Origin of the sequence: Vibrio atypicus (genome assembly GCF_009811315.1) — a bacterium.
GTDB classification, from domain to species: Bacteria; Pseudomonadota; Gammaproteobacteria; order Enterobacterales; family Vibrionaceae; genus Vibrio; species Vibrio atypicus.
The window spans coordinates 556,023-568,986 of the sequence record NZ_BLID01000001.1; the positions used below are offsets into that span (position 1 = coordinate 556,023).

The following is a 12,964-nucleotide window of genomic DNA, read 5'->3' on the forward strand; positions in this document are numbered from 1 at the left end:
TTTTTTGATAATTGTTTTATTTACCTCAGGCTAGAACTGATAGTTCATCTCTATGCGAAAATCGGTTCCATCGTAGGTTTCACCCCAATTCCAAAATGCACGAATATTGTGTCGCGGATTAATCTGATACCCGATAGCAGCCTCATGAGCGAAGCCGTAGCTCTCTTGATAAGCATCATTGCCACCAAGTTGAGTGGTGTACATTGGATTGTAATTGAGCCAAACGGAATCGGTGATCTCGACTTTTCCGTACATACCCACCAAACCGAAAGAAGCCGGGACAGAATAACCACTGTCATTTTCATCGATAGTAAGACCAAGGCCCGCTAAAGGGTAAAGCTGTACCGCTCCTAACTTAGGTAACGCTTGAATTAAGCTATAAGATGCATTACCAACACCGGCATCAAAATTCCAATTCAAATCAATTTGGTTGCCACGACCATTGGTTGTATCAACGTGAAAGTGACGATAGCGGACAGAGTCTACCGAATCATTCGCCTGATTCGACGTACCAAGTAAATCACCACCAAGACCTTTAAGCTCCAATACATGCTGAGCCATCGTTTCATCATGGCCAGTATCATAAGCTTGGCCTAACTTAATATTGACGCCCTTCGTCGTCCAGCCAGCTCCGGCTTGAGTGTATACCGCAAGTGGGTCGCTCATATCTTGAACTTCCTCAGCGTTGACTTGAGGAGCAATAATTAAAGTCGCGAATATAGCCAAAAATGCAGCGCGAGGAATGAATGTGTTTTTCTCAAATTTCATAGTTCTATCTCATCCAAATTCCCGATAAAAGAACAATGGGACATCCCTGCCCCATCAGTCATTCGATTATTGAGTTATCGAACGTGTAGGTAGAACGGTGAGAATGTATCGGTCACATCAGCCAAACGTTGCAGCTTAGTGATGTCCCCTTGCACCACTTTTGCGGATGACTCTTCTACACTCATATCTTTGACTAAGAACAGATGAACAAAGTCCGATTTAGATACTTTTACCGTCAAATCAGCTTCGTTTGACTGCATCTTATCAATCGCCATCGTGCGGTTTGAAACGTTGATTAAGTAGTTTTCACCCTCGATATCGATGTTGATCGCGATGGTCTCATTTGGCTTAAGTTCTTCTGCTTTCAGACGTGTCGGCATAAGGCTAAGCACATCATCGGTGGGTGCATCGACAAACTTACTCGCGTCACCAAAGAAATTCATGGTATCCAACACGCCATCGAGTTGACCACGAAGCTCCGCAGCACCTGTCAGGCCCCAGTGTCTCCAGCCTGGTACCGACTGTTCCCATGCCCAGCTTTCCATCGCTTGCGCTTTCAGTTCACGCGCATCCATATCTTGGTGATCAACGCGGATAACGTGAGTAAGCACTTGCATTGCTTCACCAAACTTTTGCTCTTTGATGAACTGCTCTGCCGCTTTCTTGATCTTCGCGTCACCGCCCATCATATCGACATACATTTGCGCCATATCTTTATGGGCTGGTTTTGCAAACTCTGACGCATCACCATTAAACCAGCCGACATTACCGGCATAGATATTGGCAACATTTTGATATTCTGAGCCACGAAGTGGACGCAAATAGTCGTGATCTTTCAGTTCTTCTGGCAAACGGATTGAGTCTGACAGCTCATGCATGGTGTAGCCTTTGTTGATGTAACGAACCGTCTGATCTTGCATGTAGCGCAGACTATCTGCGTACGCCTTCATCACATCTTCTACACGCTCTACCCCAACAGCTGAACGGCCGTGATGAAGCGAAATCGCTTTCGGTTGATAACGTCGCATGCGATCAATAGACTCTGCCCACTCTAACCCGTCACGATACTCGGCTCCGCGGATGGTGTAGAGATTCGGCAAGGTTTCGCCCTGAATGGTATCGCCACCCACCATATCGCCAGTTTCATGGATATACAGGCCAACGCCATCTGGCGCTTCACCCGGCGTGTGGAAGAACTCGAGCGTTAAACCATCGACTTCAAGGATCAATAGATCATCGACTAAAATGTTTGGCGCGAAGAAGTTCTTATTTTGAGACTGCATAACAATCTTCGATGGGTAACCCACGCCTTGATTAACACCTTTATCATATTCATTATCGTGAGCTAAAAAGGCACCGAACGCATAACCCGTACGGATTGATTGCTGATTAAGGTAAATACCAGACTCTTCATTCATTTTGCGTTGGAATTCTGCGTGGGCAATCACATTCACTTCACCCGCTTCAAATCGTTCACGAGTCGTTAATCCTTCGCTACCGGCCCACTGATCAGGGTGATGGTGAGTGTAGAAAATAGTGTGGACTTCGCGCTTGTCTCCTGTTGCCTCACGGTACGCCGCAAGCATTGCCTCTGCCGTCTCTTTCGCAGAACCTGCGTCCGCAATAATCAGCCCTTCGTCCCCTTGAATAAAGGTAATGGAAGCGCCTTCAAACCCGTAAGCGTTGTACATGCGATCGCTAAGTTTGAAGATAACCGGCTGCGTAAGGTGCCTCTCCATCTCAGCCAACTCAGGATGGATTTTTCCCTCTTTTAGTGCCGCTTCCATGTTTTCGTCAGAATACTCTGGTGTAAAAAGAGGTTCGCCACGCCAAATGATTTCTGGGAACTGGCCGGTGAGATCCTTCCCAGAAAGTTGTACATAGCTATCTTGTTCAGCAGAGCGATTTGGGTCTAAGAACTTAATGCCATTTTTTACTGGGTCGTAGTTTTCAGACAAAACAATGTTGTATTCACTGATATCGAAAGCATGGCTATGGTCACCATGTGTTAAACGTTCAGAAGCATCATGAGAGTGAGCAGAGGCACCAAAAGCAACCAAAACCGATAAAGCAACGAAAGACTTTTTCATAATATTACCCTGTAGCATTAAATTCAGATTAAGCGTTTCAGGCTTCCTACCCACCAATGAACAAATCCGTCTGCGTTGTTGATGGGGTAATATTAAGTTGACGTCGCTTGGTTAACCATTGACCAGCGACTATTCAAATCATAGTTAATATCTATGGGTTGTGTTTTGGAGGGTAAATAAAAAGCCACTCAATCGAGTGACTTTTGCAATAGTGTTTTGATACGTTCACGTACTTCTTTATGTGCCGTATTCTTGATATACCGTCGATGGTAGATCAGCTTTAATTCGTATGGGCGAATTGGGAAAGGGGAATCTAATATCTTTAAGCCGAGCTCTTTTGCCAAGCCGAACATGCTCTCTGCAACAATACAGATAGCATCGGTATTTCTTACGCTAAGAAGTAAGTTTGATGGCCCACTCACCTCACGCACAATGTTACGCTTAAACGATTCTTCAGTACGAGTTTCTAAGGCGCTTAGGTTTCTATCTTGTAACCTCAATCGAACGTGTTCCGCTTGCTCGAATTGTTCAATACTAAGGGTATTATCTATGAATGGGTGTTCGTTTCGACAAGCAAAGCCAATCTTCAATTCACAGATAGGCTCAGTAACAAAAGTATGATCATTCACGGTTATATCATCAAACAGCATATCCACTTCACCGGAACGAATTTTATCGAGAACACCGTATTCAACCGCCGGGCTCTCAGAGAGTAAAACGCCCTCCATGTTCGGCAGAGACTGTAAAATAACTTCAGGCCCACACACGACCAATCGACGTTGCGAGTATAGTGCCTGTTCAAGCTGCCCCATTATCGGTCGCATTTGTTGAGCCAGAGCATCTGCAGCTTCAGTCGGTTGAATGGAACGCCCTACCTTCATAAATAAAGGCTGACCATAGCTCTCTTCAAACTTTTTGATGGCACTGCTCATAGATGGCTGCGTCATATCTAAATGTTCCGCCGCCTTAGTGACGCTGCCAAAATCATACACAGCAAGAAAGTGTTTGATAAAATTCAAATTCATCGATGTCATCACTGTATTAGCATCAAGCCGCTAGCTATAAAATAGGTCTTTTAACATACACTTAAGCCAAAATCGTGGTCAATTAAAGTTGTTGTCTATGCTATCAAGTCGACAAATCGCACTCATGACGTTATTTGTTTTTGACTCAGATTAATAAAAGGTTAACTAATCAAACATCACTTGTGTGAAACCCGTAAACTGCGTGCCTGTTTTCGACTGAGTGAAGAGATAAATAGTGACACGCGATCAATTTGAGTTATTGGCTCCCGGTGGTGATTTAGATTCTATAAAAGCGGCCATTGCAGCGGGTGCAGACGCCATATACTGTGGCTTAGACCGCTTTAATGCACGTAACCGAGCCACCAACCTTACGTTAGATAACTTAAATGGCGTTTTACGCTTGGCTCATGAGCACAACTGCAAAATTTTTCTTACGCTGAATGTTTTAATATTAGAAAGTGAAATCCCAGCGATCGTGCGCCTGCTGAGCCAGTTAAACACCACTCAGATTGACGGCGTCATCGTGCAAGATCTTGGCTTAGCTTATATCTTAAAACACCACTTCCCTGATCTTGATGTCCACGCATCTACCCAGTTGAATACCCATAATGAAGGGCAAATCCTATTTCTTAATCAACTGACGGCAAGCCGAGTGAATTTATCTCGAGAGCTCAATATCAACGAGATAAAGCATCTCGCAGAGTTTGGCCGCGAGCATGATGTGATGATGGAAGTGTTCGTTCACGGTTCTTACTGCATTGGTTTTTCAGGGATCTGTTATATCAGCTCGGCTCGCAATGGCGCATCAGGCAACCGCGGCCGCTGCAGTCAGCCTTGTCGTGAGGAATATGAGACCACCAAAACAGGCAATAGCTACCCACTAAACATGAAAGATAATTCTGCGTTTGGTGATTTGGAAGTTTTGGCTGACGCTGGCGTTTACTCACTGAAAGTAGAAGGACGGATCAAGAAATCCCACTACGTTTATACTGTGGTTGATAACTGGCGCAAACAAATTGACCGCTTATGTGACGGTGTTGAACTTTCATCTGATACGCGTGAGCTGTATACGGTATTTAATCGTGATTTTTCCAACGCCTTTTTACAGGGTGATTTTGGTAAAGCGATGTACATTGATAATCCTCGAGATCACGCCGTAAAACACTTCTCAAAAGTATACAAGTGCGAGTCGGTGGAAGATGTACAAGTCGTCAAGAAGAAGCTTTATGACGACAAAACAGCCATCATTGAAACCGTAGCGGAAAAAACGCAAGACTTTGATATCTCGTCAAATCAAGACTCTAGTCGCAGCTTAAAGGGCGCGATTGATGTACCTACATTGCCCCCTTTAACACCAGCTGCACCCTCGGAGCAAACCCGCTTATCGGTATTGATCTCATCAGAGAGAGATATCGATTTAGTTGAGCAAGCCGATATTGACCTCTACTACCAAATGCCGATGGGGCTTAAATCTGAGTGCGACGCTTTAATTGCACTATTCCAAGCTCATCCTAAATTAAAGCCTTGGTTTCCTGCGATTTTAATTGGAGAAGATTACCAAGCGGCACGCACATTTTTAGCAGCAATTAAGCCTGATAATCTCATCACCAATAACTCAGGTGTAGGCATTTTGGCGCAGGCACTCGGCTTAAACTGGGTAGCAGGACCGCAGATGAATACGACCAACTCATATTCTCTTAAGTGTTTGAACGAAGAGTTTGCTGCAAGTGGTGCGTTTATTTCTAATGAACTGAACATGAAACAGATGCGTCATATTAAGCGCCCTGAATCTATGCGCTTATTTTACAGTATCTACCACCCAAATACCTTGCTTACTAGCCGTCAATGTTTGTTCCAACAGACTGAAGGCTGTAAGAAAATTAAGGTCAACAAAGGGTGTCTAAAACGTTGTGAAAAACGCACTTCAATCATCAACCTAAAAGATAATCCATATGTCGTGCAGAAACATAGAGGTAGCCATAACTCTATCTACAGTGAACACAACGTATTGAACTTAGAACTTTTGCAAGACTTACCGCAGCTACTGACAGATGTGTTGATTGACCTACGTGATATTCAGACAGAAACCAAGGTATCAGTAAGTAAGTCTGAATTGATTGATACGTTTTTAGCAATATTGAATAGACATGACGAGATAGGTGCTGAGCAACTGCATAGCCTTATCCAACCTACGGCTAATGCACAATATATGAAAGGGTTGTAGTCACGCTAATGTAGCGCGAATCGTCGACTACGATTACAATTCTTGAACACTGAACGCGCTGTGACTACAATGGCGCACTTTTTTTACGGACTTCAAGGTCACACAAAATGACAGATACAGCAAAACCAGCTCTACCAGACCGCCTTGCGGGTAACCCTCGTAGCCCATTCTTTGTAAAAGAGTGCTTCGACCACCAGATCGGTATTCGTTTCAAAGGTAAAGAGCGTACTGACGTTGAAGAGTACTGCATTAGCGAAGGTTGGGTAAAAATTGCTTCTCCAAAAGCAAAAGACCGTTTCGGCAACCCAATGCTTATCCAACTGAAAGGTGAAGTTGAAGCGTACTACGTTTAAGTCTTCAGCGAACAACATCGAAAAGCCACTTTTGAAAGTTAACTCCGATAAGTTAAGTAAATGATCAATTGAACGATCCGATGGCTGTTTGAAAATACCCTCAAGTATTAGTGTTTGAGGGTATTTTTATTTTGGCATATTGGTGTAGTTGTGAAAGCGTACTTCAATCATAAACGTTAAAGACAACCCTTATGTGGTTCAGAAACACAAGGCTAGCCATAACTCTGTCTACAGTAAATACTACGTATTGAACTTAGAGATCTTGTAAGACTTACCACGGCTGTTCCCCTATGTGTTTATTGACCCACGAGATCTTCAAACCGAAACCCAAGTATCGGCAAGTAAAACAAAGTTAACCGGCATTTTCCTAGAACTACTAAAGGTGAATAATGACCACAATATGGCAATTATCAACCAAACAATCTGCCCTTACGGCAAAGCCAATACTTAAAAAGCTTGTAGAACAAATTAAGGTTACGGGACATAAAGGTAAGGCTTACTTGTCAGATTACTTGCTTTAAGCATATCTATATCTTCTGGTGAAAAATACCAACGAAGAGTACAAACACTATGGCTACTTTCTAACACGTGACGACCTTGGTTTAGCCAAATCTTTGCTTCATCGGCGGTAGCAACCCCGTCAATCGAACAAGAGTTAACTCCATCAGAGCTGACTGTATACCAACCGGAACGCAATATCGCTCTATCGACCTTTGATTCCGTCTCCCATCCAAGTGCCAAAACAGATGGAGCGATAGTCACGTAATTTTGCTTTAAGAGGTGACGGTCTTTCTCTATCAACCAGTCGGGAATACGATAGCTTTCAATGACTAACACGGGCTTGACGTAAAGTATTTGAGACCAGACATTATATTCACCGCTATGGTAGCGATCGACTTTGATACCAGATGTACGCCAATTAAATGTAGAAGGCCGAAACAAACCTATACCTTCAAACGCGAAAACAGCCTGATCTTTCGAAACTTGTTTATCGATAAAATTATGTAGGGCGACTTGATGATCATTATTAAACTCTGTCGCATACCTGATACTTCGAAATGCCATCATTGCAATAAAAAGTATGCAAAGATATATCCTACTCTTAGTCCAGAAGTTTGGAATTTCGGTAGAATACTTAACAGCGAAGCCAACTAAAAGTGCAACTAGTGGATATAGAGTTATCAGATTATATGCATGGTAGTGTGGATTTGCTATTACTGATAGGATAGCGAGAAATACCAATGCTAAGGCGCATTGTTTCTGATTAGAATTAAACTTTTTCCACTGTAATACTCCTAAAGCTCCGCCAATGAAAGCCAGTCCCCAATAAATAAAATCTTGAACTAAGTAACGAGATAGAACTTTATACTTTAATAAGCTATTCCCAGAGCTTGACTGAGCGGAGTACAACATGAGATCGCGGGTCGTCTGATAGAAAAGTTCTAAGGAGTGAGTGCCTGTTGTAAAAACAAACAAGGAAATACAAACTACAACACCCAATAAACCAGAAAAAATACCACGAACAAGAGAACTGATACTTCTCATTGATATTAGATGAACAATCATGTAAAAGCCAATAACTGTACATATAACAATTGCTTTAAATTTAAAAAGCATTGCTAGGCAAAGTAGAACTCCAACATACAACATCTTTCGCGTATGACTGTAGGTCCTCAGGTAAAGCACTATCAATATCTGTAACCAAAGAGAGAGAATAACTAAATCTGGACGAATATCTAATCCGCGAACAACCATCGCTGAAGTTGAAAGCCAAAGAAGAATTGTTACGAGAGAAACACGTTTCGAAAAAAACAATCTAAGAAGATTATATACTTGCCAACTTACCAACCCTGTAATTGCAATAAATACTGTCCGAAAAAAGTAAACAATTTCAAACTTATTGAAAAAAAACAAAAATGGTAACTGCATCCATTCAAATAACAATGTATAGCTATCAATGTTAAAGTCGATTTCTGGTACTCTTCCAATACTTAGTAGCCAAGACGTGTAAATCGCCATATAGTCATCATTAATTAGAATGGCATTAAATGCCACATAAAAGTAGACAAATACCAATAGTAAAAAAGATAAACTAATTAAATATTTAAAGCCTCCACTATTCATACTTTCTAAGCATCCAGACTTGTTTGGTTTTTAAACAATCTGGCCAAATTGATTCCAAGGTAGTTAAAAAAGATATTAAGAATCTTGGAATAAAATTATAAAAAAAACTTGGAAGTGCAAGGATTGACCTAGAGTCAACAACTTCAAAGCCATGCAATCGCGCGAGCTCTCTAATGCTCGTACTACTATTAGTATATATCTCACCACCTAGTTCATTCTTAAACATACTTGTCCATGTACGCGGAGACCAACGTAAGCTATCCATGATCAAACACCCACCGGGTTCAACTATGCGCTTAAACTCTGAAAACAAACGCTTCTGATCGTCACAATGGAACAAAAACCTACTGGATAGCACTATCGATAATTCATTATCTTTAAAGTGCGTAGAGTATATATCCTGCTTTGAGAACTCTATATTCTCACATTCGTAGTTCTCTCTACATACAGATAGCATCTCCTCAGAATAGTCGGAAGCGTAAACCTTGTCAGCGTTCACAGAAATAATTATCGGGAGCATTCTTCCTGTGCCACAAGGTATATCAAGGATCGAGTTTTTCAGCTTACACCTATTTAAAAATTCATTAAATAACTGCTCCTCCGTACGGTGAACAAACTTGCCACCAATGTTAGAAAACCTCAGCTCTTCATACTGCTTAACAGTGTTAGCATCACTATAAAAGTCTTTTTTTTCTTGCTTATTACTTTTGATACTTAATCTCCTTTAACGAATTATCTGTTGTGCTCGACTAAAAACGATACGCTTCATCAATAGATATACAATAGGAAAACGAACAATAACCACTATTACTTGAGCGAGCAATACATCAAATCCAACTAAATTTTTCAAAAAATATAGTAATATTAAGCTACAGGATAACGATATTAGTGTTATGATAAAAAATTTAGTGAACTTTCTAAAACTCTTATACATCGAAAATGTATAATTAGAGTTCATTATGTAGCTAAAAACAGTCCCCAAAATAAATGACACTGTAGACGCTAATAGATAATGTATACCTAAACTAACTAAAGTGTAAAAAATAAGATAGCTAATAATAGTATTAATGAGGCCTACCGACCCATATTTAACAATTCTCATCAGAATCTTTCATATTCTTTGTATACCTTATAATGTAATCTGGTCTAGACTGACCCTGCTCAAATATTCTTCCTACATAAGACCCAATCAAAGCTATAAAAAACAGTAATAATCCAGAAAAGAAAACTTGAAAGAATATAATTGATGTCCAACCATCAACGGTTGTACCAAAGATAAATTTGCTGACCATGGCTTTAGTCAGGTAAATAAGACCTAATGACCACATGATTGTTGAAACAACAAACATTAGCTGTATAGGTATTCTAGAAAAGTTTAAGATAGCATCTGATGCCAAATTCATCATTTTAGATATTGAGTATTTAGTCTTACCCGCATATCGCGCATCTCGATTATATCTAACAATTGTTTGGTTAAAGCCTATAATTGCAAATAATCCTCTCAAATACTTATGCTTCTCTTTGAATCCAGATATGGCTTTTTTTACAGGCTTAGTAAACGCTCGGAAGTCACCGCAATCTTCAATGAGATTTGCTGGAGAAGTAAGAGACAGAAACCGATAGAACATTTTTGCACTAGCCAGTTTAAAAATAGACTCATTGCTTCTAGAAATCCGCTGAGCATGAACAATATCAAAGCCGTTTTCTATCTGTTCAATGAGTTGTGAAATAACTTCAGGCGGGTCCTGAAGGTCAATATCTATTGTAACGTTAATCTCACCTTCAGCGGCCTCTATGCCAGCAAATAAAGCCATCTGCTGTCCAACATTTGCAGCGAGGTGAAGAACCACCCATCTGCTGTCTCTAGTAGCGATCGCATCCAATAATACCGCACTTTTATCTACGCTAGCGTCATTGACAACGACAAATTCAAACTCATAGTGCGCATTCTCTGAGGCCATTTGAATTAATCGAGTGTAATACTCTTCAATTACAGCTTCCTCATTAAAGCATGGAGCAATGATGCTGACTTTCTTCATATAAAATCCTATTGGGAAACTAAGTTTTGAGTATAACCAGAAACGAATTTTTCTAATGTGTATTTGTCCAAAAATTGTTCATTTATATTTTTAGACAAATGGTTCAAATGCTCAAACTGAAAGATTTTCTCTATTTCTTTAGCACTTTCGTTTAGATTATTTAGGTCTAAACGAATTGCATTTATTCCATACTGAATGATGCCTGATAGTTGTTCAAACTCAGGTATAGCAATAGGAAGTCCACATGAAAAAGCTTCTACTACTAAGTTCGGTGTTAAGCTGGTCCCTACACAAGTACGTAGCGGCAAGATCAACAAATCTGCTTGAGACATCTCGACTTCAATATCTATGCTTCCTTTAAAACTAATATGTGATTCAAGACCATAATCAGAAATTAGTTTATCAATTTCATTTTGACTTCCAAATCCACTCAAGCAGAGCGTAAGATGAAAATCCAGAATTCCACGTTTTTTCAGAGTCGCGACTATATGTATTAAAGCATCAACACCTTTCGAAGGCTTAGCGTGTCCTATATAAAGAAGAGAAGCCTGACTACATAACGTTGAAGTCAAAGAAGGAAAAGTTTTTTTTTCAGAAAAAACACCATTTTGCACAAAATGAATAGGTATATTTGTTAATAAAGACAGTTGCTCCTTTTGAAACTGGCTGTGTACTATAACCTGCTTAAAGTAGCGAAGGAAAATACGATATAAAGGAGAAGATAAAAACGAATTAAAAAGTAGTAAATGTAAGTATTGTGGAAGGCGACGAGCAAAAAATGATTTATTACTTACTACTTCTTGAGCGGTAAGAAATGATTGCCAAATTGAGAGTGTCGTGTTTTTACGATAATTAGAATTTAGAAAGACAAACACTATCAGCAGCTCAATTGGCGTTGCAATATGAATATTAATTTTTGACTCAGGGTGTAATTTTAGAAGTTTATTAATTTCGTCACACATCCGGATAATATTAACTACCCCTTCACGCAACGACTCATACGTACTTTTTTCACGAAAAGTACATTGTTCAAACATATTGTTAGATTCGAAACTGGTTGGTGACACTGTGATAATAGGGTGACCATTCAAACTTAAGTTGTGAGCTAAATTAACAAAATTTTTACTCATAGCCTCTTTTTTATCATTTCTAAATCTAGCTATAGCTAAGATCAAAAACTCCATTTATTTTCCTAACACTGGCCTGAAAGACTGTAAATATGATTTAAAAATGGTAGCAGAACCCTTTGAGACAAAGCAAACAAAAATCCACTACTAAAAACCGTTAGTAATGGATGAATTAAAAGACAAATTTGCTTCAATTAAGCCAAGGTCGCGCCTTTAAACGCACCGATGTGTGTAACTTCATTTAGGTTAGCCAATGTTTCTTAACTCAAAGTGACTTTCAACGCGGCTAGATTCTCATCGATACGCGACATTTTGCGACTATCTGGAGGAGATAATATTGTCGCCTTGCACGACCAACCAAGCGCGAGCCAACTACGCAGGGGGAATATCGTACTCTGTAGAGACCTTCTTACTCGCTTCTCTTTACCTGCTTTTACCAACTCAGCCATCGCTTACACTGCCTCTTCAAGCGCTATATTTGGATCCAATTAGTGTACGTAATAACAGATTGATTTACCCAACACCTAAGTGCACCAAATGATTGTCAATCGCTCGAACCGCATACGCATTATTTCCATTGATGGTCCGCAAAAAATACCTTCACAGTATCAAGTTACTGCCCGTACGCGTCCACGATATCATCACTTTCACCGTAGTAACCTTCAAGACTCATTGTGCCATAGCCAATTTATTTGATTGTTGTAAAGTTACTCTTTGAGATCGCTCTTCCCGAATAATTTGCACCGCAGACTTCAGTAGCAAATCCTACTTTAAACGTTCCGAGGAATCTCGGACGGCTTGCAAACAAGAATAGCAATGACTAACAAAACCGCATTGAATATTGTTGCCTAAATATTGGTACTTTCTTGCAAGTTGTCCTACCTAATCGTCCAACATACCTTGAACCCAGATTTGCCACTGACTACAATGGCGCACTTTTTTTACGGACTTCAAGGTCACACAAAATGACAGATACAGCAAAACCAGCTCTACCAGACCGCCTTGCGGGTAACCCTCGTAGCCCATTCTTTGTAAAAGAGTGCTTCGACCACCAGATCGGTATTCGTTTCAAAGGTAAAGAGCGTACTGACGTTGAAGAGTACTGCATTAGCGAAGGTTGGGTAAAAATTGCTTCTCCAAAAGCAAAAGACCGTTTCGGCAACCCAATGCTTATCCAACTGAAAGGTGAAGTTGAAGCGTACTACGTTTAAGTC

Annotated in this window: 11 protein-coding genes; 3 read left to right on the top strand and 8 right to left on the bottom strand. The window is 40.4% G+C overall.

From position 1 onward, the window contains the following. Nucleotides 1–30 precede the first annotated feature (30 nt). The 3 genes from GVO60_RS02490 to GVO60_RS02500 form a co-directional block, all read right to left on the bottom strand. Nucleotides 31–768, bottom strand: a complete 738-nt coding sequence (locus GVO60_RS02490) for a hypothetical protein (protein WP_159651016.1) — start codon at nt 766–768, stop codon at nt 31–33. 74 nt (nt 769–842) lie between these two features. Further along, nucleotides 843–2,858 (bottom strand): alkyl sulfatase dimerization domain-containing protein, encoded by a 2,016-nt coding sequence (locus tag GVO60_RS02495; protein ID WP_225874887.1) that lies wholly within the window; start codon nt 2,856–2,858, stop codon nt 843–845. Nucleotides 2,859–3,046: 188 nt separating this feature from the next. Next, entirely contained in the window at nt 3,047–3,883 is an 837-nt protein-coding gene (locus tag GVO60_RS02500) for a LysR family transcriptional regulator (protein WP_159651017.1), read from the bottom strand. A gap of 235 nt (nt 3,884–4,118) precedes the next feature. On the opposite strand from GVO60_RS02500, the gene GVO60_RS02505 reads away from it, so the two are divergent. Further along, entirely contained in the window at nt 4,119–6,107 is a 1,989-nt protein-coding gene (locus GVO60_RS02505; RefSeq protein ID WP_159651018.1) for a U32 family peptidase, read from the top strand. Between the two features lie 107 nt (nt 6,108–6,214). Next, entirely contained in the window at nt 6,215–6,460 is a 246-nt protein-coding gene (locus tag GVO60_RS02510; protein WP_159651019.1) for a DUF3297 family protein, read from the top strand. Nucleotides 6,461–6,934: 474 nt separating this feature from the next. On the opposite strand, the gene GVO60_RS02515 is transcribed toward GVO60_RS02510, so the two are convergent. Genes GVO60_RS02515 through GVO60_RS02535 form a run of 5 tightly spaced genes read right to left on the bottom strand, consistent with a single transcriptional unit; the run spans nt 6,935 to nt 11,807 of the window. Next, entirely contained in the window at nt 6,935–8,584 is a 1,650-nt protein-coding gene (locus tag GVO60_RS02515; protein ID WP_159651020.1) for a glycosyltransferase family 39 protein, read from the bottom strand. Next, nucleotides 8,577–9,296, bottom strand: coding sequence for a class I SAM-dependent methyltransferase (locus GVO60_RS02520; protein ID WP_159651422.1), 720 nt, complete (start codon nt 9,294–9,296; stop codon nt 8,577–8,579). Before GVO60_RS02520 ends, GVO60_RS02515 begins: the two co-directional genes overlap by 8 nt. A 12-nt stretch (nt 9,297–9,308) precedes the next feature. Next, nucleotides 9,309–9,686 (bottom strand): GtrA family protein, encoded by a 378-nt coding sequence (locus tag GVO60_RS02525; RefSeq protein WP_159651021.1) that lies wholly within the window; start codon nt 9,684–9,686, stop codon nt 9,309–9,311. Next, entirely contained in the window at nt 9,673–10,623 is a 951-nt protein-coding gene (locus GVO60_RS02530; RefSeq protein ID WP_159651022.1) for a glycosyltransferase family 2 protein, read from the bottom strand. Before GVO60_RS02530 ends, GVO60_RS02525 begins: the two co-directional genes overlap by 14 nt. An 8-nt stretch (nt 10,624–10,631) precedes the next feature. Continuing rightward, a complete protein-coding gene (locus GVO60_RS02535) occupies nt 10,632–11,807 on the bottom strand; it encodes a glycosyltransferase (protein WP_225874888.1) in 1,176 nt (391 codons plus the stop codon). Between the two features lie 908 nt (nt 11,808–12,715). On the opposite strand from GVO60_RS02535, the gene GVO60_RS02540 reads away from it, so the two are divergent. Continuing rightward, nucleotides 12,716–12,961, top strand: coding sequence for a DUF3297 family protein (locus GVO60_RS02540; RefSeq protein WP_159651019.1), 246 nt, complete (start codon nt 12,716–12,718; stop codon nt 12,959–12,961). Nucleotides 12,962–12,964 lie beyond the last annotated feature (3 nt).

Excerpts from the sequence above, each read along its gene's own strand:
- GVO60_RS02490 (WP_159651016.1), bottom strand. The coding sequence starts at position 768 with ATGAAATTTGAGAAAAACACATTCATTCCTCGCGCTGCATTTTTGGCT.
- GVO60_RS02495 (WP_225874887.1), bottom strand. The coding sequence starts at position 2,858 with ATGAAAAAGTCTTTCGTTGCTTTATCGGTTTTGGTTGCTTTTGGTGCC.
- GVO60_RS02500 (WP_159651017.1), bottom strand. The coding sequence starts at position 3,883 with ATGAATTTGAATTTTATCAAACACTTTCTTGCTGTGTATGATTTTGGC.
- GVO60_RS02510 (WP_159651019.1), top strand. The coding sequence starts at position 6,215 with ATGACAGATACAGCAAAACCAGCTCTACCAGACCGCCTTGCGGGTAAC.
- GVO60_RS02515 (WP_159651020.1), bottom strand. The coding sequence starts at position 8,584 with ATGAATAGTGGAGGCTTTAAATATTTAATTAGTTTATCTTTTTTACTA.
- GVO60_RS02525 (WP_159651021.1), bottom strand. The coding sequence starts at position 9,686 with ATGAGAATTGTTAAATATGGGTCGGTAGGCCTCATTAATACTATTATT.
- GVO60_RS02530 (WP_159651022.1), bottom strand. The coding sequence starts at position 10,623 with ATGAAGAAAGTCAGCATCATTGCTCCATGCTTTAATGAGGAAGCTGTA.
- GVO60_RS02535 (WP_225874888.1), bottom strand. The coding sequence starts at position 11,807 with ATGGAGTTTTTGATCTTAGCTATAGCTAGATTTAGAAATGATAAAAAA.
- GVO60_RS02540 (WP_159651019.1), top strand. The coding sequence starts at position 12,716 with ATGACAGATACAGCAAAACCAGCTCTACCAGACCGCCTTGCGGGTAAC.